This window comes from Caballeronia sp. ATUFL_F2_KS9A, from assembly GCF_023630765.1.
In the GTDB taxonomy this organism is placed as follows: Bacteria; Pseudomonadota; Gammaproteobacteria; order Burkholderiales; family Burkholderiaceae; genus Caballeronia; species Caballeronia zhejiangensis.
This window is the reverse complement of the sequence record NZ_JALQEK010000029.1, coordinates 164,217-188,040: the sequence shown is the minus strand read 5'-3', so window position 1 is coordinate 188,040 and position 23,824 is coordinate 164,217. Positions and strand designations below refer to the sequence as shown.

Sequence of the window (23,824 nt, the reverse complement as noted above, 5' to 3'; positions counted from 1 at the left end):
TCAGGGACTCGATGCGGACGACGCGCACGCCATATGCTAGCGCGATGACGTCCGCGCGGCAGGAGCGGTCCCGGACGACCCTGAAAGCCGTAGCACGCCGCGCTCCTGGCCTGCCCTCGCCTCAGGCGGCCGTCGGCTCGCCGCGATCGCGTGCTACGTCGGGTTCGAAGAACACCCAGCGCACTTGCGGAAAGGCGCGCTGCAGATCGTCTTCGATGATGTTGATCGCATCGATCATCGCGCGGCCGCTGGCGTAATCGATCATTTCGGCCTGCACTGCCACCACGACGTGCTTGCCCCATTGCAGCGTAATGAGGCTGATGATGCGCGTGATTTCCGGGCGCGTGCGCAAGTGCGCGTCGATCGCCTTGCGTACTTCCGGGCTCGCCGATTCGCCGACGATCATCGACTTCACTTCACGCGCAACGAGAAACGCGATGATCATCAGCAGCACGCCGACGCCGATCGAGCCGGCGGCGTCGTAGGCCGGGTTGCCGGTGAGCATCGTCATGAGCACGGCGGCGAACGCGATCGCAAGGCCGAGCAGCGCCGCGACGTCCTCGCCGGCGACGACGAGCAATTCCGATTCGCGCGTTTCGCGAAACCATCGCCATAAGGTTTTGTTCGGCGCGCCCTTGCGGATTTCGCGGATCGCGCCCGCGAGCGAAAAGGCTTCGAGCACGACGGAGATGCCGAGAATCACGAGCGCGACGATCGGGTTCGACAACGGCTCGTGATGCATCAACCGATGCGCGCCCTCGTACACCGAGAACGCTCCGCCGACGAAGAACAGCAGCAGCGCGACGATGAGCGCGTAGAAATAGATTTCGCGCCCCGAGCCGAGCGGATGCAGCGCGTTCGCGGGCGCCTGCGCGCGCTTCAGGCCAAAGAGCAGCAACAGTTGGTTGCCGCAATCGGCCGTGGAATGGATGGCTTCGGCGAACATCGCGCCCGAGCCGGTGAAGGCAGCCGCCCCGAACTTGCAGACGGCGATGCCGAAATTCGCGGCGAGCGCGTAGAAAATGGCTTTCGGGGATTCTTCCTTCATGCGTTTCGAGTTTGTTTAGCTGACGTCGACGTGGCCCCGGCCGTCCACCATTTCGCCGATGATCGTCGCGTCGTGAAAGCCGTCCGCGCGGAAGATCGCGAGCACGTCGTTCACGGCATGCGGCGCGCACGACACGAGCAGGCCGCCCGAGGTCTGCGGATCGGTCAGCAAGGCGCGGGCCTCCTCACCTTCCTTGCCTTCGACGTTCAACGAGATGTCGTCGCCATACGCGCTCCAGTTGCGTCCCGACGCGCCCGTGTAGATGCCCGCGCGCACGAATTCGCGCACCTGCGGCAGCCACGGCAGATCGGCGTAACGGATGCGCGCCGTCAGTTGCGCGCCGCGCGCGAGTTCGAGCGTGTGACCGAGCAGGCCGAAACCGGTGACATCGGTGAGCGCGTGCACGCCCTCGAGCTGCGCCAGTTCCGCGCCGGGACGATTGAGCTTGGTGGTCGCGTCGATCATCGCCCTGTAGCCCGCCGCGTCGAGCTTGTCCTTCTTCAGCGCCGCCGACAGCACGCCGACGCCGAGCGGCTTGCCGAGCACGAGCACGTCGCCCGAGCGCGCGGCCGCGTTGCGCTTCACGCGCGACGGATGCACGATGCCGAGCGCCGCAAGCCCGTAGATCGGCTCGACGGAATCGATCGAATGGCCGCCCGCCACCGGAATGCCCGCTTCCGCGCACACCGCTTCGCCGCCCTTCAGCACTTGCGCGATGACTTCATGCGGCAGCACGTTGATCGGCATGCCGACGAGCGCGAGCGCGAGAATCGGCTTGCCGCCCATCGCGTAGACGTCGGAGAGCGCGTTGGTCGCGGCGATGCGGCCGAAGTCGAATGGATCGTCGACGATCGGCATGAAGAAGTCCGTCGTCGCGACGATCGCCTGCTCGTCGTTGAGCTTGTAGACGGCGGCATCGTCGGCGGTGTCGTTGCCGACCAGAAGATTCGGGAACGCGGGCAGCGGCGTCGCGCGCTTGAGCAGGTCGGCGAGCACGCCGGGCGCGATCTTGCAGCCGCAGCCGCCGCCGTGGGACAGGCTCGTGAGCCGGGGGGAAGTCGTGTCGGTCATAGTGGAAATCGGTTGAGGCGAATGTCTGCGTATTATCGCCGGATGCGCGTGAAGAGGCCGGGATAGTCGATCACGAGGCCGTCTTCGTCGACGGTGATATCCGCCGTGAAGCCCGTGTCGAGCCCTTCGTAACGATAGCGACAATCCGGCTCGATGCACGTATAAGCCTGCTCCACCGCGCTCACGCCGAGCTCGGGCACGCGCACATAGGCGACGCGAATCACGCGCCGTTCGCCGCGTTCGAGTTTCAGGCGGCGGATGGGCAGCGTGTTGGTGAAAGGCGTCGCGGTGATGTCCACGTCGATACAGCCGCGCAGCGCCTCGAGCGGCTCGCCGTTCGCATCGGTCCATGCGTGCGCGTCGCCGTTGTCGCCGTCCCTGCGATGCAGATCGAGCGATGCGCCGCCCGCGAGCTTCACCGCGAGCCGCGTCACTTGCCAGCGCGCATCGCATTCGATGCGATACACGAGACCGAAGGCACGCGCTTCGTCTTCGCCCACGACCGCGCTTTCGATCACGATGCCATCGCGCGTCTCATCGAGAACGAGATGCTCGAGCCCTGAGCCGTCTTGTTGCGACCATCGCACCGCTTTCATTGGGCACCTCGTTCGCGTGTTTATCGGCATCAAAGGATACATCGCTGCGGGCGAGGCTTTCGATCGGCATTCGACCTGCGCGAATCGCTCGACGTCACAAAACGTCACACGGTATACTTCGCGCCATTCCTGCGCAGGCGCGCGCACCGCACGTTCAGCGCCATTCACGCGATCCGTGCTCCGGCGATCCGCGCTCTGCCCGAACATCTCCGAACGCCCTTTTCATCGCCCATCGCATGAAGAACATTCTTGCTCCCGCCCTGGCCGCGCTCGCTTTGTCGGCGTCGATGTTTCAGCTCGTCCAGGCGCAGGAAACGCCGGACGTGCCCGAGGATTATTCGTATCTGACGAGGCTTCACGTACCGGATGCCGTCGCGCAATGTGTCGCCGCATTCGATCGCTGGGTGGAGAACGCGCCGAAGTACGACACGCTCATCGTGCCCGACCGCCGCGTGCTCTCCGCGAAGATCGACGACGATACTACGATCTTCAGTGTCGGCAACCCGATTCCGGTCGATCAGGTCATCGTGATGCGCGCGTTCGCGAAGGCGCGCGGCAAGGAGCAATGGACGCGCGTCGATAGCCGCTGTGGCGTGCGCGCCGGACATGTGGTCGGCGTATCGCTCACGCCGAACATGAAGCCGAAGATCGTCCGCTAAAGTCTTTCAGCGCTTGGCCGCGCGGCGCTGGTCCGTGCGCCCGCCGAGCCATTTGACGACCTGCGGCCCGAACGTGCGCGGCGCTTTCGCATGCATGCGCCCGGCGATATCCGCCAGCCGATCCGCCGCGAGCGCTTCACGCATGCGCTTTTCGGCGTTCTTCATCACCGCGTGAACCGCGCATACGCCGCTCGTCGCCCAAGGCGGCGCGTCGTCGCCGAACACGGCGCAGCGCGCGCGAATCTCCCTGCATTCGAAGAGAGGCTTGTCGCCGTCGATTGCGTCGACGACATCGAGCACGCTGATTTCCTTCGACGGACGCGCGAGCGCGAAACCTCCGCGCGCCCCTTCCGTCGCGACGACGAGTCCCGCCTTGTGCAGCTTCGTGAAGAGCTTCGCGACGTATTCCGCAGGCACGCCCTGCAATTCCGCCAGATCGCGCACGCTCGCCTCGCGCACGCCGTGTGGCGGCTCCGCGAGATACAGCATGCAGTGCAGCGCGTACTCGACGCCCGTGCTGATGTGAGACATGTTCACTCCGACATTTCGAATCGGAGTTCAGAATAGCGCGTCCTGCATCCGCCGTACAACGGCGCACGACGGAGCTTGTAGACGCCCGTCGCGAATATTTCAGATTACACGTTTGCTTACAAACGAACACGGCTTGTCATTTTGCGAACCGCTAAATTGGTCTCCATGGATTCACACGGAGAAACCCATGAAGAAACTAGCGATCCTTGCAGCGTTGAGCGTGTTGTTGGGTAGCGCGCTATCGGGCTGCATCGTCGTGCCGGACGGTGGCGGTTATCACCATCATCACGATTACTACCGTTGATAAGCCGGTCCTGAACCACACGCCAAAGTTTGGCCGAACTGCGACCAATCGACTCGCGGTTTCACCGCCAGGCAAACGACCAAGGAGCACACATCATGAACAAGACGAAGAAAAGCCTGTTGATCGCTTCCCTTGCCGCCGCGCTGGGCATGGGTCTCGCAAACGCGGCGTCGGCGGACGTTCACCACGGTCCCACGCATCGCGTGACGGTCGGCTGGCATGGCGAGCGCTACTGGGACGGTCATCGTTACTGGCAGCGTCAGGAATGGGAACGCCATCATCACCATGTCGCGCCGCCTCCGCCGCATCGCTATCGATAAGCACGATCGCGCATGAGAAAGGCCGCAACGATCACGCATCGTTGCGGCCTTTTTATGGATTCCCGGCTCACCAGTTCTTCGGATCGCCGCCCAGCTCCTTGCAGGTGTCATAGGCGATTGCCTGCAGCTTTTCCTCGCCGATCTGCCCCGAAAGCGCATAGCCGACGCGATTCCACGCCCAATAGAACGTGGTGCGTTGTCCGTCCTTCAGCGTGCGGATCTTGCTGTCGTTGCGCCTGATCGTGGCGGTCGTCATGTAGAGCGTGAGGCGCTCGCCCGCCGCGTTCTGATACATGAACTGCGCGGCCGGACCCTCTTCGTCCGGCAACAGGCGTCCGCCGACGAGCTGAAATCCGTACTCGGCCAGCGACGGAATCGTCACCGCGCGATTCAGCCGTTTCGAGAGCCAGGTGACGAGATGATCTTGCTGCGACGCCGCCACTTCCACCGCGTGCCGCTGCTCGGGCGCGTACACGGCATACGCGATATCCGCGCGTTCCGCGAAGCGCGGCTTGTCGCCGAGCGCGGGAAGGAGCATCTGTAACAGGAATCCGCACGCGAGCCCGACGGCCATGAAGCCTGCCGCGATCAGATAACGCTCGCGCGAGCGCGGCCGCAGACGCACGATCTGCGGCTCGCTCTGATCGGCGAAGAGCGCGCGCAACGCATTGTCCTGCGCACGATACGCGGCGACGGTCGCCTCGCTCGCGGGATCGCCCGCGACGCGTTCGGCCACGGCATCGCGCTCATTGCCGGGAAGTTCGTCGTCGATAAAGGCGGACAGCGCCTGCAGATCGCGATCGGGCTTGGGCGGCCCCATACGGTCGCCGCCTTCGGATGGACGGTCTTGATTGGTCATGAGCGGCTCACCACTTTCAGCGACGAAGGCGACGCCTTGCGGCCCGATTCCTCGCCGAGCAGAACGCGCATGTGCTCCCGCGCTCTCGACAAGCGCGACATCACGGTTCCGGTCGGCACATTCAACACCACGGACGCCTCCTGATAACTCATTTCCTCGACACACACGAGCAGCATCACTTCGCGCTGCTCGACCGGCAGACAGTACAGCGCGCGCTGCACGTCGCGCAGCACGAGGCCGTCGACTTCCCCGCGCGGCGCGGCCATCTGCCGCCAGGGCGCGCTTTCGTCATCGACGGCGATATCGCGGCGACCGCGCAACTGGTCGATATACAGATTGCGCATGATCGTGAACAGCCACGCGCGCAAATTCGTGCCCGCATGAAACGACCGGGCGCGATTGAGCGCGCGCTCGGTCGCGTCCTGCACGAGATCGTCGGCCCAGGCGCGATCGCCCGTCAGCGCGCGCGCGTAGCGGCGCAACTGCGGCAGATGCGCGAGAAGATCGCTCTCGAAGCTCAAAACCGTGCGTCCTCTTGCGTGCGGGGCGAGCCGGAGGCGTTCGCCATCAGTAGCTGCCTCCGCCGGCAGGTCCGCTCGGCGCACCCGAAGAAGGCGGCGCACTTTGCGTACCGCTCGCGCAGCCCGCTGTGCCGAGCGCGAGCCCGAGCGCGATCAGGAGCGCCGTCACGCCGATCGATCGTTTCATGGCCGTTACCTGTTGATTGAAAGACTGGCGGCCTCGCCGATTTATTCCGCGAGCCCGCATCGATGCGAAGGCGCTCAGGGCTTCACGACGTGCCAGACATCGCGGAAATTGTCCCCGTTCTTGTCGCCGGGCTTCGTGTCCTTCGCGAAGCGATAGACGCGCTTGCCGTCATAGGCCCACTGTTTGCCGCCGTCGGCGGATTCCATGGTCCATTTCCCGCTCGGCTTGTCGGAGTCGCTCGCCATCGCGGCGGGCCAGGCCTGCGCACAGCCGCCGCTGCACGCGCTCGGGCCGCCTTTCGTGTCCTTGTCGAAGGTGTAGAGCGTCATGCCGTTTTCATCGACGAACATGCCGTTCGATTCTTTCGGCGCCGCAGCATGCGCGGACGACGCGAGCGAAGCAAAAGCGGCAGCGACGGTTGCGGCAGCGACGAACATCTGGATACGCTTCTTCATTTCATCTTCCTTGTTGTAGAAGTCTCCGTAGAACGTTCGGAAGCGCTGCACTATTCCGCGGACGATGAAATAAATCGATGCGGCAGCGCCGTCGCATCGCCTGTTGGCAATCCATTCAAGACCATTCGCGCGCGCTCGGCCAGTGCTTCGTTGAAATTTCGGTGCTCAGGCCCCCGCGGCGGCGGCCGTCGCGTCGCGCCAGCGGCGGGTGTCGCGCAACGGCGGCGCACCGAAAAGCCGGCTGTACTCGCGGCTGAACTGCGATGCGCTTTCATAGCCCACGCGATGCGCGGCGGTGGCGGCATCGACGATATCGAGCATCATCAGGCGGCGCGCCTCCTGAAGCCGCAGCTGCTTCTGGTATTGCAGCGGGCTCATCGCCGTCACCGCCTTGAAATGATGATGCAGCGAAGACACGCTCATGTGCACGTCCCGCGCGATGTCCTCCACGCGTAGCGGCTGGTCGAAATGCTGGCGCAGCAACTGGATCGCCTTCGCGATGCGCTGCGTCTGGCTGTCCTGCAGCGCGATCTGCCGCAGACGCGCGCCGGAGCCGTTCATCAGCAGGCGATACAGGATTTCGCGCTTCACGAGCGGCGCGAGGATCGGCACGTCCTCGGGCGTGTCGACGAGCCGCAAAAGGCGCAACACGGCATCGAGCATCGAGTTGCCGAGGCGGTTCACGTAGAGACCGCGCGAGGCGTCGGTCTGCGTCGCGGGCGGCAGGCTTTCGTCCTGGATCAGCGACGTGATTTCGTCGACATCGAGATCGAGCCGCATGCCGAGATACGGCTCGGACTCGCTCGCCACCGACACCTGCCCGCACACCGGCAGATCCACCGACGACACCAGATAGTGCATCGGATCGTAGATATAGACCTCGTCGCCGACCATGAGGCGCTTGCTGCCCTGCGCGATGAGCGCGAGCGCGGGCGTCTGGATGCCGTGCTTCGGCCCGCCCGGATTCATGATCCGATGCAGGAACAGCCCCGGCACCGGCGTCTCGACCGAGCCTTCGCAACCGATGGTGAAACGGTCGAGCAGCGCGACGAGATCGAGGCGCGCCTGATCCAGCGCGGCGTCATGACGCGTTTCTTTCGGCTGGTCATGACTTTCTTTTCCGGCGAAGCCGGGCGTGTCGTTCAGAGCCATGGTTTGCGGACCATTTTCAAGATGGGAGAAGTCTGGTTAGCTTACTCGCGCGAGCGCGTGATTGCTCGCGCGCGCCCCCAGCGTTTGCAGGAACAGGCAAGGATTGAACAGGATCAGGCTATGAACCCGCCGCGCGCCGGGACGATACTGCATTGCCGGCGCGGACCCTGTCGTGAAGGTCGTGCGATGCCGCGCCATTCCAGTCACTCGGGAGCAACCATGCGTTACAGGAAATTCGGCAACACCGGTCTTTTCGTCTCGGAGCTGTGCTTGGGCACGATGACCTTCGGCGGCGGAACGGGCGGAATCTGGGACAACATCGGTCAGTTGCAGCAGGCGGAAGCCGACAAGCTGATCGGCCGTTCGCTCGATGCGGGCATCAATTTCATCGACACCGCCGACGTCTACGCCGACGGCCGATCCGAAATCATCACCGGCCAGGCCCTGAAGAACCTCAACGTGCCGCGCGAAAACGTGGTCGTCGCGACGAAAATCCTTGGCGAGACCGGCACCAAGGGCGTGAATTCGCGCGGCGCGTCGCGCTATCACATCATCGATGGCGTGAAGGCGAGTCTGAAGCGGCTGCAGCTCGATCACGTCGATCTGTACCAGATTCACGGTTTCGATCCGGCGACGCCGATCGAGGAAACGCTGCGCGCGCTCGATAATCTCGTGCAGCATGGACACGTGCGTTACATCGGCGTTTCGAACTGGGCGGCGTGGCAGATCATGAAGGCGCTCGGTATTTCCGAGCGTCTCGGTCTTGCGCGTTTCGAGTCGCTTCAGGCGTATTACACGGTCGCTGGCCGCGATCTGGAACGCGAAATCGTGCCGCTGCTGCAAAGCGAGAACGTCGGGCTGATGGTCTGGAGTCCGCTCGCGGGCGGCCTGCTTTCGGGCAAGTTCACGCGCGAAGGCGGCAAGGAAGAAGGCAGCCGGCGCACCAAGTTCGACTTCCCGCCGGTCAATGTCGAACGCGCGTACGACTGCGTCGACGTGATGCGCCGCATCGCGGAATCCAAGGGTGTATCGGTCGCGCAGATCGCCCTTGCCTGGCTGCTGCATCAGAAGGTCGTGTCGAGCGTGATCGTCGGCGCGAAACGGGTCGAGCAGCTCGACGACAACATCGCGGCGACCAACGTGCGTCTCAACGGAGACGAACTCGCCGCGCTCGATGAGGTGAGCCAGTTGCCGTCGGAATATCCCGGCTGGATGCTCACGCGCCAGGGCGAATATCGGCGTAATCAGTTGAAGGAGGAAGCGGCGGAGTAAGGCCGTCCGGCGCGGGCGACCGGCCCGCGCCGGCTAGGGATTTACCCGTATTTCAGGCGATTTTCCCGCGTTTTAGGGGCTTTATCTCCGAATCAGATAGTTCTTATCCTCCCTATCGCGTTGCGGCATAAGGCCGCTCTGCCGACACTGTACGCACAACATCACCACTGCCTCACGGAGACAATCATGCGTACTCAAGTCGGCATCGTCGGCGCGGGCCCGGCCGGGCTTCTTCTCTCGCACCTGCTTCATTTGCGCGGCATCGAATCGGTCGTGCTCGAAGCGCGCAGCCAGAACGACATCGAATCGACGATTCGCGCCGGCGTGCTCGAACAAGGCACGATGGACACGCTCACTCAGGCCGGTCTCGGCGCGCGCATGCAGGCCGAAGGCGCGCTGCACCACGGTTTCGAGCTCGCGTTCGAAGGCCAGCGCCGCCGTATCGCGCTGACCGAGCTCACAGGTCACTCGATCACGGTCTACGCGCAGCACGAAGTCATCAAGGATCTGGTCGCGGCGCGGCTCGCGGCGAACGGCGAGCTGAAGTTCAACGTGTCGAATGTGTCGCTGCACGACTTTCAGGATGGCAGCGATCGCAAGCCGCGCATCAAGTATCAGCACGAAGGCCGCGACGAAGAACTCGAATGCGACTTCATCATCGGCTGCGACGGTTCGCAGGGCGTTTCGCGACAGTCGATTCCCGAAGCGGTGCGGCAGGATTATCAGCGCATCTATCCGTTTGGCTGGTTCGGCATTTTGGTCGAAGCGCCGCCCTCCTCCGATGAACTCATCTACGCGCGGCACGATCGCGGATTCGCGCTCATCAGCACGCGCTCGCCGGGCGTGCAGCGCATGTACTTCCAGTGCGATCCGAAAGATACGGTCGATGCCTGGTCCGACGACCGCATCTGGGCCGAACTGCACGCACGCGTCGATACCGCCGATGGCTGGCAGATCACCGAAGGCAAGATCTTCCAGAAGAACATCGTCGGGATGCGCAGCTTCGTGTCCACGCCGATGCAGTCGGGCAAGCTGTTCCTCGCGGGCGACGCAGCGCATATCGTGCCGCCGACCGGCGCGAAGGGCCTGAACCTCGCCGTGTCGGACGTGCGCGTACTGAACGCCGCGCTTCTCGATTTCTATCAGGAAGGCAACGGCGAGAAGCTCAGCCACTATACGGAAACGGCATTGAAGCGCGTCTGGCGCGCCGAGCATTTCTCGTGGTGGATGACGCGCATGCTGCACAAGCTGGACGATACGTCGCCGTTCGAGCAGCGCCTGCAGGTGGCCGAACTCGAACATGTGACGACATCGCGCGCGGCCGCCACTGCGCTCGCCGAAAATTACGTGGGCAGCGTCGCGGTATAAGCGCGGACCGGTCGCACGGCGCTTGGTCGGCGCCGTGCGTCGTCGACGTTACAGAACGGCCACGACCCTGACGTCGCCTTCGACGGACGGAATGACCTGCCCGCCGACGCGCCGGAACGTGATCGTCGCGGTCTTGTCGCCGAGCCGCAGATCGCCGATTTCGAGCCAGTCGATGCCTTCGGGCAACTCCGGCCGGTCGATACGCACTTCTTCCTTGACGGCGTCGACGGTCACGCCGAGACACGCTTCCAGAATCATGAAAGGCGCGCCCGCCGCCCACGCCTGCGGCAGACACGCGACCGGATAGGCGATCGGCCGTTCGCCGCGTTGGCGCGTGAATCCGCAGAAAAGCTCCGGCAGACGCATGTCGAACGTGACGGCGGCTTCGAACAGCGACTGCAGCAGTCCCACGGCCGCGCCGCGATCGCCGTAGCGCGCGAGGCCGCGTGCGCAGAGCGCGGTGTCGTGCGGCCATACCGAGCCGTTGTGATACGACATCGGATTGAAGCGCGGCTGCCCCGCCGCAAGCGTCCGCACGCCCCAGCCCGTGTGAAAGAGCGCCGATTCGAGTTGCTTGGCGACAGCCTCGCCGCGTTCGCGTTCGACGAGATCGAACGCGAGCAGATGCCCCGCATTCGACGACAGCACGCGGCATAGCTCGCCCTTGCCATCGAGCGCAATGCCGTAAAAATCCATCTCCGGCATCCAGTACATCTCTTCGACACGCTCGCGAATGTGACGCGCACGCCGCTCGAACTCGCTTGCGTTCTCGCCTTGCCCGCGCTCGCGGGCGAGACGCGCCATCGTGGAAAACGCGGTCGATGCGTAACCCTGGACTTCGACGAGCGAGATCGGGCCGATCGGAAACTTGCCGTCCGCGTGGAAGACCGAATCCTGGCTGTCCTTCCACCCCTGATTCGCCAGACCGTGCTCGGATGCGCGCTGGTAGTCGAGCAGACCGTGCGGATTCTTGTCGCAATGGCGCGCGACCCATTGCGCTGCGAGCTGCAGCGCCGGCCAGATTTCATCGATCAGGGCGGTGTCACCGGTGCGTTCCGCGTATGCGCCCGCCAGCACGATGAAGAGCGGCGTGCTGTCGACGCCGCCGTAATAGAGCGCGAACGGCACTTCGCCGGTTGCCGCCATCTCGCTCTTGCGCGTCTCGTGCATGATCTTGCCGATTTCGGCATCGCGGAAAGCGGAGTCTTCACGCGCCTGATTCGCGGCGAGGAAGCGCAGCACGCCGCGCGCGAGCGTCGGATGCAGCCAGAGCATTTGCAGCGACGTGATGATCGCGTCGCGGCCGAACGCCGTCGAGAACCACGGAATGCCAGCGTACGGATAAGGGCCGGTTTCGAGATCGGTGGTGAGCAGCCCGAGATCGGCGAGCGAACGGTCGATCCATTCGCTGAAGAGCGGATTGCTGGAACGCACGCGCGCGCTCGCGCGGCGCCGGTCGCGCATGCGGCGATGCGCCTCCACGAGCGCGTCGCGGATCGCGGGACGGCCCGATTCGGGCGCGCATTCGGCCGCTTCCGCGGCGTTGCGCTTGCTTTGCTCGCTGGCGTCCGAGAGCGCGTGCGTCACGGCCGTCACCGAGAGGTACACGGAAATGGCCGTTTCCGACTGGATATGCAGCGCGTAGTCGGCGCGGGTGGGCGAAAGCACGTCCGGCGCGGGCGTGAACTGGATGCGCGCCGTGCGCTCCACCTCGTCGAGGCCGACATAGCGCAACACGACCTCGCCGTTCTCGACGACCGGCGGACGCAAAGCCCCGCGCTTGCCACGTATCGCGCCGCGAACCTCGAACATGTCGAGGAAGTCGGCCTTGAAGGAGATCGACAGCGGCACGGTGGACGGCTCCGTGCCGTAGTTCGTCAGCACGATGCTCTCGTGCAGCACATGCCCCGACAGCACGCGCTTGCGTTCGACGTGGATTACGCCTTCCGGCGTGCGTGCTCCGCCGATGGGCGGCAGCGGGCGGTTGGTCAGGTGCGCGGTAAAGACGGCGTTGTCGCTCGATACGCTGCCCGAAAGCAGCGACGGCGCGCGTCCGCCGAACGTCAGCACGAGCTCCGACAGCACGCGCGTGTCGTTGACGAAGAGGCCGTCGTCGTCGCCGCGGATATCGCCGTTCGCATCGTAGACGGCGAACGTGTTGCCCGACTTCAGCACGAACTGGCGTTCGCTCGGTATGTTCGGGTGCTCCGTCGGGATGAACGCTTCGTCCGGCAGCTTCGATTGCGACACCTGCATCTGCTGTTGTTGCTGCTGTTGCTGCTGGTCCTGTGTGTTCATTGCACCTTCCTGAAAGTAATCTGAAGGGTTTCGTGAGGCGTTCGGGGGCGCTTACCCGCTGTCATCGACAGCCTTTCGACCCGCCCACGCCTGACGCGTTCTCCGCGCGCAATGTCATCTCGATATGTCGGACCATAAGCCTCTCGGCCTTATGTGGCAATGGCTTGGGCTAAAATTGCGCTTTTTGAGCGAACTCAGAGGTGGATTTGCGCAACAGAACAATCGACGCAGCCCGAGGGATCGGGATCGTTCTTGTTGTCCTTGGACACGCCATTGGTTTGCCAGAGTGGCTCTTCCGAGTCATTTACTCGTGTCATATGCCTCTGTTCTTTTTCCTGTCTGGATACCTTTTCAACGGCAAGAGAGGTCCGCTAGAGGTCATGCGCAGGAATTCCCGACGCCTTCTGATGCCGTACGCAGTCGCCGCCGCAATCGCGATCTTCCCGTCGATTCTATTTGGGAATACAACCAGTCTCTCCCAATTCTTCGTGCAACTCGGGGGTACGGCGTATTCCATACCTCGATCGAATCTTACTTTCTATTGCACGCCGCTCTGGTTTCTAACTTGCCTGTTCTGCACCGAAGCCATGTACGCGGCGTTGACCCGGTACGCGCGACACGTTGTGCATGTCGTGATCGCCGCATCATTGGTCGTCGGCTGCACGTTAATGGCCTTCGTGAAAGGCTTCTCACCTTGGAACATCAAGATCGCTTTTGTCGCGCTCTTTTATTTCCACCTGGGTTTCGTTGCAGCCGAATCCAAAATGCTGGACGGCAGGCGTTTTCCCGCTTGGACGCTGCCACTTTGCGCGCTCGGATGGATCATCGCTTCGCTGTGGAATCCCAAAGCAGCGAACCTCGCCGGCGAGACTATCGGTAATCCAGCGCTGTTCCTCCTCGCATCAATATGTGGGATATGGGCATTGGCCAGGTTAGCCCGGCTCACCGCGACGTCGCGCGCACTCAGTTTTCTCGGTAAGAACACGCTGCCCATATTCGCGTTCAACTATCCCCTCAATCTTTTTGCTCAGTGGCTGTTCGCGCCGACCACGCCGTGGTTCGTCTTCGCTGCTTCGGAAATGGCGTTAGCCGTCGGGTTCGTTTTCCTGCTTCGACGCATTCCGGCAATCGCGCGCGTGTTCTCGATCGAATCGGGACAACGCGCAAGCCCAACTGCGGTCTAGGCCGGCCAGGCTGGTCAGTTCGGCATAGGCTCCGCGAGCCATAGCTGAAGAGTGCTATGCTCTTAGCCCTTTTGTCCGGCCAGCGCGAAAAGGCGTCTGCCGGGAGGCGCACGGTTTCATTAGAAGGCCGGCGCAGCGTTTGGGCTCCGATCGCTGAAAGAGTACTTCGCGGACGCGCGCGAAATCGGGACACCCTAAGCCGCGACGCCGAAAGGTTCTCACGAAATCCGACCGCTCTCGGCGCGCCTCCGTTTGCAGGAAAAAGGAAAGGATTTTGCCCGGGCAATTTTCGGGCGTCGGTCGGCCGCGATGACCGAGTCGTACAAGGATGTCCGAAGCCAAGAGTCGCGATTCGGACAAATTTTGGATGAACGTTAAACAGCCCCGCCCAGCAAGGGTTGCGGGCGTCCGGCATGTCATTTCCGCATATCGACTTACTTTATTCTGCCTCAGGTCTCGCAGTGGGTTTCCTGGTCGGCCTGACGGGCGTCGGCGGCGGCTCCCTGATGACCCCGCTGCTCGTCCTGCTGTTCGGCATACATCCGGCGACCGCCGTCGGCACCGATCTGCTGTACGCCACGGCGACCAAGACGGCCGGCACGCTCGTGCACGGCATCAAGGGTTCGGTCGACTGGCGCATCACCGGCCGTCTCGCGGCGGGCAGCGTGCCCGCTGCGGCCATCACACTCTACTTTCTGCACGAACACGGTTTGACAGCGCCGGGCACCGCGCGGCTCATCCAGCTGATACTCGGCACCGCGCTCCTCATCACGGCGGTTTCGCTGATCTTCCGGCCGCAACTCGCGCGCCTTGCCTACAAAAAGGGACATGGCCGCCCCGAACACCCGACGCGAACCGCCGCGTGGACCGTCTTCACCGGCGCGATTCTCGGCCTGCTGGTCTCGATCACTTCCGTGGGCGCAGGCGCAATCGGCGTGACTGTACTTCTGCTGCTGTATCCGCGTCTCGCGACGGCGCGCATCGTCGGCTCGGACGTGGCTCACGCGGTGCCGCTCACGCTGATTGCCGGCACCGGCCATTGGATGCTCGGCTCAGTCGATTGGTCCTTGCTCGCCTCGCTCCTCGTGGGCTCGATTCCCGGCATCGCCCTTGGCAGCATGCTGTCGACCAAGGCGCCGGAAGCGTTACTCCGTCACGTTCTCGCCGCGACGCTCGTTCTCGTCGGAGCAAAGCTCGTGTTCAGTTGATGTTAGTCACGGTCGTTCGCGCTTTCCAGTCGGCCAAAAGACATAGGCCGATTCGTACGATATTCCTGTTTTTTGCCTATGTCGTTCGGCCGGGTTTCCCGCGGCGGGACGATGCGGCATCATCCCCACTCAGTTGAGCCGCACGCAGAGCGGTTCAAGTCGGGGCGCCGGTAACGGGCGCGTCATCTTTCGGCGTCGATCATGCAGCGTGCGTCAACGGGCGTGGGCCGCATATTCACGAGGAGTCAGGCGATGAATGAAAACGATCATCCGCAGCACGAGCTTCCTTCCGGCAACGATACGCCAGCAGGCGACGCACCCGCCGACCCCGCGCGGCGGCGGCTGCTCGCCGCGGGCGTGGGCCTGGCGGGGCTGTCGCTCGGCGGGTGCAATCTGTTCGAAAACAAGCCGACCACCCCGAAAACTGCCGCCGATATCGCACTCGACCGCACGCTCGCCGCGAAAGTGCAGCACATCGTCGTGATTTACGCGGAAAACCGCAGCTTCACGAATCTCTACGGCAACTATCCGGGCGTGCAATATCCGCTGTCGGCGGTGCCGGCATCGCACTACACGCAACTCGATCGCGATGGCGTCACGCCCATGCCCACGCTGCCGAAAATCTGGGGCGGGCTTGTGCCGCAGGCGCAGGAAGTCGACGGCAAGCGCTACGCGATCACCGAGCAGCAGATCATCGATCTGCGCAACGCGCCCTTCCAGATCGCAGACGCGCACGGTGCGCCGCTGCCCAATTCCGTCATCACGCGCGATCTCGTGCATCGGTTCTATCAGAATCAGATGCAGATCAACGCAGGGCGCAACAACCAGTTCGCGGCGTGGGGCGATTCGGGCGGCCTCGTCATGGGGCACTACCAAAACTCACCCGAAACGCTGAAACTTTGGGGGCTCGCGCAGCAATACACGCTCTGCGACAACTTCTTCATGTCGGCGTTCGGCGGCTCCTGGCTGAACCACATCTTCCTCATTTCCGCGCAGGCGCCCTTCTATCCCGATGTCAAAGGCAGCCCGGCTGCGAAGCTGCTCGCGGTCGTCGAAGGCGACGATCCTGCCGGTTCGCGCCTGAAGCTCGCCCCGGATTCGCCCAAATCCGCGCTCGAGGGCCCGCCGAAGTACGTGCGCGACGGCGCGCTCACGGCGGACGGATACGCCGTCAACACCATGTTTCCGCCGTATCAGCCGAGCAACGTGCCGCCTCCGCAAGGCGGCGACTCGCGCTATGCGGACCGCTCGAACGCGCTGGTATTGCCGCCGCAGACGTACGCGACGATCGGCGACCGCCTGTCGGACAAGAACGTCGATTGGGCGTGGTACAGCGGCGCGTGGCAGTACGCACTGGAACATCGGGACACCGGCGCGGTGCCGGACTTCCAGTACCACCATCAACCGTTCAATTACTTCGCCAACTTTGCGCCGGGCACGGCCGCACGGGCGCAGCATTTGCGCGACGCGGGACTTGGCGACGATCCGTCGACGAACAAGCTGCTCGCGGACATCGACGCGGGCCGCCTTCCTGCCGTCACGTTCTACAAGCCCCAGGGCAATCTCAACATGCACGCAGGCTATGCGGATGTCGCTTCGGGCGATCGGCATATTTCGAACGTGATCGAGCGTCTGCGGCGCGGGCCGCAATGGGAGAACACCGTGGTGATCGTCACCGTCGACGAAAACGGCGGCTGGTGGGACCACGTCTCGCCGCCGAAGGGCGATCGCTGGGGGCCCGGTTCGCGCATCCCGGCGCTCGTGATTTCGCCGTTCGCGAAGAAGGGCTACGTCGATCACACCGTGTATGACACGAACTCGATCCTGCGCTTCATCTCGCGCGTGCACGATCTCGCGCCGCTGGACGGCGTGGCCGCGCGGGATCGCGCGTTCGCCGCAAGCGGTCAGGCGCCGCTCGGCGACCTGACAAAATCGCTCGATCTCGCGTAACGGCTAGACGCGTTCGACCCACGCTCGCGCGGAAATTTCCAGCAGATAGCCGTAGTGCAGCGCGCCGACCGGCACGACGGCGCGTGCCGGTTTCCAGGCGCCGAAGTGACGCGCGTAGATCTCGTTGAACGCTTTCCAGTGTTCGACGCCGACGAGATACACCGTCACCTCGATGCAATCCGCGAGGCTCGCACCCGCGGCTTCGAGCACGGTGCGCAGATTCGAAAGCGTCTGTTCGGCCTGCTCGTCGAACGGGAGATCGCCGGTATGCGTGCCGTCCGCGCGCATCGGCAATTGACCCGAAACGCAGACGAGATTGCCGGCGCGCGTCGCGTGGCTGTAGTGTCCGGCGGGAATCGGCAGGCCCGGAGCGTTGATGAGTTCGATCGGTGGCATCGTCGGTCGCGTTGGGTGGATGGCCTCGGATTATTGATTCCGAGTCAAGTTTCATTTGAGACTATCACCGTTTTTGCGAAAGTCGAAGCGGCTCATACTGTGTTCATCGCAGTTTGAACTTCAACGGAGCAAGAACATGGACGTTTTCATCACGGGCGCGGGCGGTTTCATCGGCGGCTCGATCGCGGCGGGACTCGCGCGGGACGGACATCGCGTGCGCGGCCTCATCCGTCGCGCGGAACAGGCCGACGAACTGAAACGCCTGAACATCGAACCGGTGATCGGCAGTCTCGACGACGCGGCCTTGCTCGCCGCCGAAGCGCACGCGGCCGATGCCGTCATCAACGCGGCGAGCAGCGATCATCGCGGCGCGGTCGAAACGCTGATCGGCGCGCTCGAAGGCACGAACAAGCCGTTCCTGCATACGAGCGGATCGAGCATCGTCGGTGACGCATCGGGCGGCGAGGCATCGGAGAAGATCTATACCGAGGACGACCTGCCGGAGCCGACGCCCGACAAGGCGCCGCGCGTAGCGATCGACAATCTCGTGCTCGACGCCGCCAAGCGTGGCGTGCGCTCGACGGTGCTCTGCAACACGCTGATCTACGGCCACGGCGCGGTGCGCGATACCGCGAGCGTGCAGTTGCCGCGTCTGGAACGACAGGCGCGCAAGAGCGGCATCGTGCGCCATGTGGGGCGTGGCCTCAACATCTGGTCGAACGTGCATATCGACGATGTGGTGACCATCTATCGGCTCGCGCTCGAAAAGTCGCCTGCGGGCACGTTCTACTTCGTCGAAAGCGGCGACGCGCAATTCCGCGACATGACCGTCGCGATGGCGAAGGCGCTCGATCTGCGCGGGCCGGAAGACTGGCCGCTCGAAGAAGCGATCAAGGAATGGGGCTACGAGATGGCCTCGTACGGCCTCGGCTCGAACAGCCGCGTGCGCAGCAAGCGCACCCGCGAGATTCTGGGCTGGCAGCCGTCGCGCACGTCGGTGGTCGAATGGATCGAAACGGAATTGACTGCTTGAGTGAAGTTCGCGCGGCAAATTGGCTTGACCAATTTGCCGCGGCTACCGCTTCGCGCAATTACTGCAGCGCGGCCGCGAACTTTTCGATTTCCGCTTCCGGCATGCCCGATTTCGTCGCCGAATCGCGGATTTGCTGCCACGTCGTCGGATCGATTGCGATGCCGTTCGCGCCGCGGTCCGCACGACGCGCCTCTTCCGGCTCGCCCGGCGCGTAGATCGCATCGACGCCTTCCGCGCGCGGCGACGCCTTCATCCATTCGAGGAACGCTTCGGCCTCTGCTTGCGCGGCGGGCGCATCGAACGCGTTCGGATCGACGATCACCGAAGTCATGCAGTTGATGATCGCACTCGATTTCTCCAGCGTCTCTTCGTGCGTCGTGTAGCCGCCCGAGAGCGCGCCGCCGAAGATCTCGCACAGCGCGGCCAGGCCCGAACCCTTGTGCAGGCCGAACGCGGTGAGCGAGCCGAACGGCTCCTCGTGCATCACCTTCGGCTCGATCGTCGGCTTGCCCTCATGATCGAGCAACATGCCCGGCGCGACCTTTACGCCCTTGTTGTAGGCGACGCGCGTCTTGCCGTACGCGATGCCCGCCGTCGCGAAATCGAGCACGAGCGGGCTCTTGCCGTCGCGCGGATAGGCCGCGCAGAACGGATTCGTGCCGAAGCGCCGGTCGATGCCGCCGAAGGGCGCGACGAGCGGATCGCCCGCCACGTTCACGAAGTGGAACGATACGAGTCCGGCCTTCGCGCACTGTTCCGCCCAGTGGCCGATACGCCCGATGTGGTGCGCGTTGCGCAAGCCGACCGCGCATACGCCGAGCTTCTTCGCGCGCTCGATGCCGTGCTCCATCGCCTCGTAGGCGACGACCTGACCGAAGCCCTTGCGGCCGTCGACGGTCAGCACCGCGCCCGCATCGCGCACGATTTCGGCGTGCGTGTTGAGCTGCAACTGACCTTCGGAGAGCGACGCGACATAGCGCGGGATCATGCCGACGCCGTGGGAATCGTGGCCCGAAAGGTTCGACATCACGAGGTGATCCGCGACCAGTTCCGCCTCGCGCGGCGCGCTGCCGGCCGACTCCCAGATGGCGCGGACGTACGCGTGCAGCGTGTCGGCGGCGATGCGCCGTTCAGTGGCGGATGGGGTGGACGTGGGGGATGCATTCATTGCGACACTCGTCTCCATAGTTGATGGCTCGCGCTCTGCTTTTCGAGATGCGCGCGGATTATCACTTTACAGACGATCAACTGGCCTTACCACTTTGTTTTTACGAAATCGCTGAAATCGGCCGAAAAAAAGCCCGGACGAACCGGGCTTTCTCCAGACAGAAGTTCGGCCGTCCGGCCTCAGGGCGCTGCCGCGATGACCTCGGCCACCGACGCCGTCAGCTTCTTCGCGTACGGCACGTGCAGGAATTCGTTCGGACCGTGCGCGTTCGATTTCGGACCGAGCACGCCGCACACCATGAATTGCGAGCGCGGGAAGCCTTCCTTGAGCGTATTCATCAGCGGAATCGTGCCGCCCTGCCCGATGTATGCGACATCCGCGCCGAAGTGCCGTTTCGACGCCTCATTCAGCGACGAGCGCAGCCACGGCGCGAGATCCGGCGCATTCCAGCCCGTCGCCGCGCCCGCTTCGGGCTTGAACGTCACCTTGGCGTTGTACGGCGGATCCATTTCGAGCAGCCGCTGCAGGCGGACGATCGCACTGGCAGCGTCGACGAGCGGCGGCAAGCGCAGCGACAGCTTGAACGCCGTGCGCGGCGCAAGCACGTTGCCGGCATCGGCCAGCGGCGGCAGGCCCGACGCGCCCGTCACCGTGAGCGACGGCCGCCAGGTCGAATTGAGCAGTGCCTCGCGCGGATCGGTCGTCGTGGGCAGAACGCTGCCGCCATCGGCGCCGCACGCCCACGGCAGCTTCTTCCAGACATCGTCGCCGAGAATGCGCGCGGTCATTTCGGCTTCGCGCCGGCGCAGCATCGGAATCGGGCAATGAAAACTTTCCGGCAGCAGATTGCCGGTGCTCGAATCTTCGAGGCGCTCGAACAGTTGCCGCAAGATTCGAAATGCCGACGGCGCGATGCCGCCATAGCCGCCCGAGTGAATGCCCTCGTCCAGCACCTGCACTTCGAGATCGCCGGCGACGAGGCCGCGCAGGGACGTCGTGAGCCAGAGCTGATCGTAATTGCCCGCGCCCGAATCGAGACAGATCACGAGGCCGACATCGCCGAGCCGGTCGCGCAAGGCATCGATATACGGCAAAAGATCGTAGCTGCCCGATTCCTCGCACGTCTCGATGATGCCCACGCAACGCGGACGCTCGACGCCCTGCGCATCCAGCGCCGCCAGCGCGGTGATGCTCGCGTAGGTCGCGTAGCCGTCGTCGGCGCCGCCGCGGCCGTACAGTTTGTCGTCTTCGAGCTTGGGCGTCCACGGACCGAGATCGCTGCGCCAGCCTTCGAATTCCGGCTGCTTGTCCAAATGGCCATACAGCACGACTGTTTCGGTGCTGCCCGAGCGCGTGGCGGGGGCTTCGAAGAAAATGACCGGCGTGCGCTCCGGCAAGCGGACGATTTCGACCTTCAGGCCTTTGACCGGCTGCGTCCTGATCCAGTCGACGGCGTCCGTGACCACGCGTTCGATGAAGCCGTGACGCGCCCAGTCGCTGTCGAACATCGGGCTTTTCGCGGGCACGGCGATGTAGTCCGTCAGCGCGGGCACGATTTCGTCATTCCATTTGCGATCCACGAAATCCCGCAGCGCGACGGAATCGAGCCGTACTGCTTCGTCGTGATGCGTGCTGTCGCCGATAGTCATGACCGTGTTTCCCTTCGAGGCAAACTTCCATCATAGACGGGATTTGCCCGCGGTTCGACCGCCGCCGCGCCGCGCGCGCACGTTTTCCGCGACTTTTTTCAACGTTTCGGCGCGCCCGGCCCTCCGTCGCGCGTTCCCGAAACGACGACGCGCGTCACCGCCGGATCGGAGTCGATCGACTGTTCGGTGAAGGGAAAGCGCGCCCAGCGTTTCGCCGCGAACGCGCGCGTCGCGTCGCCCGAATGGGGCGATGCCGGATCGTCCGATTCGGAGTGCGACAGCATCGTGTCGGCTTCGACGCCGTTTTCGCCGAAGGTGACGACTTGCACGTAGCTGTCGCCCTGGCCGCTTGAGTCCATCGGATAGCCCTTCGGATCGAGCGGACGCCGCGCGCAGACGATCGTGAAATAGCCCGCTTCGTCGCAGCCGCCGTAAAGCGGCACGCGCGCGCCGTTGCGCGTCGTGTAGAGGATGTCGCCGCGCCGCGAATCGAGCGCGAAGCCGTTCAGCTTCAGCGCGAGCGCCGCGCCGCCCAGCGCCTGACGCAAGTCCTGCACGACGGCAGGATTGTCGATGTTGAAGCCGCCCGGCGTCGCGAGCGGCTTGTTCGGATCGAAGCCGGATTCGTACAGGCGCTCGGGCGCGATCTGCATCGCGCGCTGCCAGAACTCGTCCCACAGGTTCGCGCCGCGCGCGTCGATATCCGCCGTGCCGTTCCACTTGCGCAACACCTCGCAGGCTTCGTGCAGCGGCCCGCCCGCTTCATTCACCGTGCACACGGCGTCGAGCAGCGGCCGGCGGAACAGCCGCTCGGACATCGAGTGCGTCTCGAGCACCGCCGATTCGAGCGCCTCGCGCGTCACGCCGCCGCGTTCGCGCTGCAGACGCGCCGCGAGCAGATGGCCGTAGCGCGTGCGCAGCGATTGTTCGACGCGCGCCGCGCCCGCAATACGCGGATAGCCAGACATCGGCGCATTCGCATTGGTGAGCCAGTAGCTGTCGTTGAAGTTGCCGACGTAGTCGCCGCGCACGGCGCTCGGCAGTTGCTCCAGCGGCAACGCGCCCGGCTGCGCGCTCGTCGCATCGACGCGCCACGCGCACGCGCTTTTCGAGCCGTCGAGGAACGGCACGCCCGGCGCGCGGGCCGCGAACGCGCGTCCGGCGGGCGGCGTGCACGATTGCGCGAGCGCGTCAGGCACGTTCGGGATCGGGCCGATGTCCGCGAACCAGACGCGCACGTCGTCGCGACCGATCGCGAACGTGTTGACCCACGGCATGCCGGCGTAGCGCTTCTGGATCGTCATGAAATCGGCGAGCGAGCGCGCCTGATTCCACGCGAAGAAGTTCTGAAAGGCGCGCGTGTTGTCGGCGTTCACGTCCGCGATCGCGAAGGCGGTTTGCGCGGTCCAGCCGAGGCCTTGCGCCATCGCGGACAGATCGACGACCGGCCCGAAGCGCGTCCTGTACAGCGTGCGCGACACGGACTCATACGTGCCGTCGGCGCGGCGCGCGCGCACGGTGAGCGGCACGGGCGTCATCGCTTCGCTCTGGCCATCGACGAGATAGCGCGTCGGATCGGCGGGATCGAGCGTCAACTGAAAGATGCCGAAACGCCGCGCGCTCGACACCGTATGCGTCCACGCGATGTTTTCGTTGAAGCCGAGGACGATCAGCGGCACGCCGAGAAAGGACACGCCCGCGACGTTCATCTGGCCGGGAATCGTCAGTTGCGCCTGATAGAAACGGTCCGGGCCGCGCCAGAACCAGTGCGGATTGCCGAACAGGATGCTGCGCCGGTCGCGCGTGATCTGCGCGCCGAACGCGAGCGCATTGCTGCCGACGCCCGGATTTTCGCCGATCGGAAACCGCAGCGACTCGAGCGCGGTACGCGCGGTGTCGGCGTCGGCGTTGTCGCCGCGCGGGGCCGCCGCGCCCGGTTTCGGCGGATGCGCCAGCGCGATCGGCGTCACGAAACGCGCCGAGCCGCCCGCGAGATTCGCCGCGATCAGACGCAGGTAGATATCGTCGGCGCTGATCTTGTCGACCCACGGCTTGCCCCGGCACGCCGCATGTGCCTCGGGAAATTTGCCGGCGTTGAGGCCGTCGAGATAGCGGTCGTAGCCGTTCGCGAAGCCGTCGATGAGATCGCGCAATTCGGGCGATTGCGCCGCGCGGTAACGCTCGACGGCCGCCTGATCGCCGACCAGACGAAAGAAGAAATCGGCGTCGATATTGCGCGGCTGACCGAACGTCGCCGCCGACGTCGGGCGTGCATCCGCGCCGAAATACGCCGAGCGCTCGCCGCGATACGTGACGAAGCCATCGGCGAGCGTGCAGAGATTGTCCTGCGCCTGCGCGTAGCCGAAACCGAAGCCGAGGCTGCCCCAATCGGCCGCTCGGATATGCGGAATGCCGTCCTGCGTGCGGCGGATTTCGGCGTGCCAGGCTGTTTGAGCGCCGGACTCCGGCTGCTGGCCGGGCGCCGCGCAGCCGCCAAGCAAAGCGCTCGCGAGCGCAGCGGAGATCGCAAGGCTGACGATCTGATTCATCGCGTGAGTTCCTCGATCCGATCGACGTGATGACGGGGCGCAATCG

Annotated in this window: 22 protein-coding genes; 8 read left to right on the top strand and 14 right to left on the bottom strand. The window is 64.4% G+C overall.

Going from position 1 to position 23,824, the window contains the following annotated elements; all coding sequences use genetic code 11:
* Nucleotides 1-121: 121 nt before the first annotated feature.
* Genes NCS67_RS16535 through NCS67_RS16525 form a run of 3 tightly spaced genes read right to left on the bottom strand, consistent with a single transcriptional unit; the run spans nucleotide 122 to nucleotide 2,715 of the window.
* On the bottom strand, nucleotides 122-1,048 hold the full coding sequence (locus tag NCS67_RS16535; protein WP_175979332.1) for a cation diffusion facilitator family transporter: 927 nt from the start codon (nucleotides 1,046-1,048) through the stop codon (nucleotides 122-124).
* A gap of 15 nt (nucleotides 1,049-1,063) precedes the next feature.
* Complete coding sequence (selD, locus tag NCS67_RS16530; RefSeq protein WP_250435750.1) at nucleotides 1,064-2,119, bottom strand: selenide, water dikinase SelD; 1,056 nt, start codon at nucleotides 2,117-2,119, stop codon at nucleotides 1,064-1,066.
* A gap of 32 nt (nucleotides 2,120-2,151) precedes the next feature.
* Nucleotides 2,152-2,715, bottom strand: a complete 564-nt coding sequence (locus tag NCS67_RS16525; protein WP_250435749.1) for a putative glycolipid-binding domain-containing protein — start codon at nucleotides 2,713-2,715, stop codon at nucleotides 2,152-2,154.
* A 236-nt stretch (nucleotides 2,716-2,951) separates the two neighbouring features.
* On the opposite strand from NCS67_RS16525, the gene NCS67_RS16520 reads away from it, so the two are divergent.
* Nucleotides 2,952-3,374 (top strand): BspC domain-containing protein, encoded by a 423-nt coding sequence (locus NCS67_RS16520; protein ID WP_008353380.1) that lies wholly within the window; start codon nucleotides 2,952-2,954, stop codon nucleotides 3,372-3,374.
* 6 nt (nucleotides 3,375-3,380) lie between these two features.
* On the opposite strand, the gene NCS67_RS16515 is transcribed toward NCS67_RS16520, so the two are convergent.
* A complete protein-coding gene (locus NCS67_RS16515) occupies nucleotides 3,381-3,905 on the bottom strand; it encodes an RrF2 family transcriptional regulator (RefSeq protein ID WP_250435748.1) in 525 nt (174 codons plus the stop codon).
* Between the two features lie 399 nt (nucleotides 3,906-4,304).
* On the opposite strand from NCS67_RS16515, the gene NCS67_RS16510 reads away from it, so the two are divergent.
* The gene (locus NCS67_RS16510) at nucleotides 4,305-4,529 is read left to right on the top strand and encodes a hypothetical protein (protein WP_008353384.1); all 225 of its coding nucleotides are present in this window, start codon (nucleotides 4,305-4,307) and stop codon (nucleotides 4,527-4,529) included.
* Nucleotides 4,530-4,596: 67 nt separating this feature from the next.
* On the opposite strand, the gene NCS67_RS16505 is transcribed toward NCS67_RS16510, so the two are convergent.
* From NCS67_RS16505 to NCS67_RS16485, 5 genes are all read right to left on the bottom strand, one after another.
* Complete coding sequence (locus NCS67_RS16505; RefSeq protein WP_081851847.1) at nucleotides 4,597-5,388, bottom strand: anti-sigma factor family protein; 792 nt, start codon at nucleotides 5,386-5,388, stop codon at nucleotides 4,597-4,599.
* Nucleotides 5,385-5,909 (bottom strand): RNA polymerase sigma factor, encoded by a 525-nt coding sequence (locus NCS67_RS16500; RefSeq protein ID WP_008353386.1) that lies wholly within the window; start codon nucleotides 5,907-5,909, stop codon nucleotides 5,385-5,387. Before NCS67_RS16500 ends, NCS67_RS16505 begins: the two co-directional genes overlap by 4 nt.
* A gap of 46 nt (nucleotides 5,910-5,955) precedes the next feature.
* Entirely contained in the window at nucleotides 5,956-6,096 is a 141-nt protein-coding gene (locus NCS67_RS16495) for a hypothetical protein (RefSeq protein WP_160172887.1), read from the bottom strand.
* A gap of 74 nt (nucleotides 6,097-6,170) precedes the next feature.
* Nucleotides 6,171-6,551: a COG4315 family predicted lipoprotein gene (locus NCS67_RS16490; protein ID WP_250435746.1), complete on the bottom strand. Its 381-nt coding sequence runs from the start codon at nucleotides 6,549-6,551 to the stop codon at nucleotides 6,171-6,173.
* Nucleotides 6,552-6,716: 165 nt separating this feature from the next.
* Nucleotides 6,717-7,703 carry an AraC family transcriptional regulator gene (locus NCS67_RS16485; protein WP_008353388.1) on the bottom strand — a complete coding sequence of 329 codons (987 nt, stop codon included), beginning with the start codon at nucleotides 7,701-7,703 and terminating at the stop codon, nucleotides 6,717-6,719.
* A gap of 219 nt (nucleotides 7,704-7,922) precedes the next feature.
* Here NCS67_RS16485 and NCS67_RS16480 point away from each other — a divergent pair, with 219 nt between their 5' ends.
* Nucleotides 7,923-8,975, top strand: coding sequence for an aldo/keto reductase (locus NCS67_RS16480; RefSeq protein ID WP_250435745.1), 1,053 nt, complete (start codon nucleotides 7,923-7,925; stop codon nucleotides 8,973-8,975).
* A 186-nt stretch (nucleotides 8,976-9,161) separates the two neighbouring features.
* The gene (locus NCS67_RS16475) at nucleotides 9,162-10,343 is read left to right on the top strand and encodes a 4-hydroxybenzoate 3-monooxygenase (protein ID WP_175979325.1); all 1,182 of its coding nucleotides are present in this window, start codon (nucleotides 9,162-9,164) and stop codon (nucleotides 10,341-10,343) included.
* Nucleotides 10,344-10,391: 48 nt separating this feature from the next.
* Here NCS67_RS16475 and NCS67_RS16470 read toward each other — a convergent pair whose 3' ends face one another.
* Nucleotides 10,392-12,599, bottom strand: a complete 2,208-nt coding sequence (locus tag NCS67_RS16470) for an amylo-alpha-1,6-glucosidase (RefSeq protein WP_235366214.1) — start codon at nucleotides 12,597-12,599, stop codon at nucleotides 10,392-10,394.
* Between the two features lie 242 nt (nucleotides 12,600-12,841).
* Here NCS67_RS16470 and NCS67_RS16465 point away from each other — a divergent pair, with 242 nt between their 5' ends.
* The 3 genes from NCS67_RS16465 to NCS67_RS16455 all read left to right on the top strand — a co-directional run bounded on the left by NCS67_RS16465 (nucleotide 12,842) and on the right by NCS67_RS16455 (nucleotide 16,983).
* Nucleotides 12,842-13,825 carry an acyltransferase family protein gene (locus NCS67_RS16465; protein ID WP_008353393.1) on the top strand — a complete coding sequence of 328 codons (984 nt, stop codon included), beginning with the start codon at nucleotides 12,842-12,844 and terminating at the stop codon, nucleotides 13,823-13,825.
* Between the two features lie 413 nt (nucleotides 13,826-14,238).
* Entirely contained in the window at nucleotides 14,239-15,033 is a 795-nt protein-coding gene (locus tag NCS67_RS16460) for a sulfite exporter TauE/SafE family protein (RefSeq protein ID WP_175979322.1), read from the top strand.
* 252 nt (nucleotides 15,034-15,285) lie between these two features.
* Nucleotides 15,286-16,983, top strand: coding sequence for an acid phosphatase (locus NCS67_RS16455; RefSeq protein WP_008353396.1), 1,698 nt, complete (start codon nucleotides 15,286-15,288; stop codon nucleotides 16,981-16,983).
* A gap of 3 nt (nucleotides 16,984-16,986) precedes the next feature.
* On the opposite strand, the gene NCS67_RS16450 is transcribed toward NCS67_RS16455, so the two are convergent.
* Complete coding sequence (locus tag NCS67_RS16450) at nucleotides 16,987-17,379, bottom strand: RidA family protein (protein WP_008353398.1); 393 nt, start codon at nucleotides 17,377-17,379, stop codon at nucleotides 16,987-16,989.
* A gap of 136 nt (nucleotides 17,380-17,515) precedes the next feature.
* Between NCS67_RS16450 and NCS67_RS16445 the strand changes: the two genes are divergently transcribed.
* Entirely contained in the window at nucleotides 17,516-18,412 is an 897-nt protein-coding gene (locus NCS67_RS16445; RefSeq protein WP_250435744.1) for an NAD-dependent epimerase/dehydratase family protein, read from the top strand.
* A 58-nt stretch (nucleotides 18,413-18,470) separates the two neighbouring features.
* On the opposite strand, the gene NCS67_RS16440 is transcribed toward NCS67_RS16445, so the two are convergent.
* The 3 genes from NCS67_RS16440 to NCS67_RS16430 form a co-directional block, all read right to left on the bottom strand.
* Nucleotides 18,471-19,580: a malate/lactate/ureidoglycolate dehydrogenase gene (locus NCS67_RS16440; RefSeq protein WP_008353401.1), complete on the bottom strand. Its 1,110-nt coding sequence runs from the start codon at nucleotides 19,578-19,580 to the stop codon at nucleotides 18,471-18,473.
* A 179-nt stretch (nucleotides 19,581-19,759) separates the two neighbouring features.
* Nucleotides 19,760-21,229 (bottom strand): M20 family metallopeptidase, encoded by a 1,470-nt coding sequence (locus NCS67_RS16435; protein ID WP_034471776.1) that lies wholly within the window; start codon nucleotides 21,227-21,229, stop codon nucleotides 19,760-19,762.
* 98 nt (nucleotides 21,230-21,327) lie between these two features.
* On the bottom strand, nucleotides 21,328-23,778 hold the full coding sequence (locus NCS67_RS16430; protein ID WP_250435743.1) for a penicillin acylase family protein: 2,451 nt from the start codon (nucleotides 23,776-23,778) through the stop codon (nucleotides 21,328-21,330).
* Nucleotides 23,779-23,824: the final 46 nt, after the last annotated feature.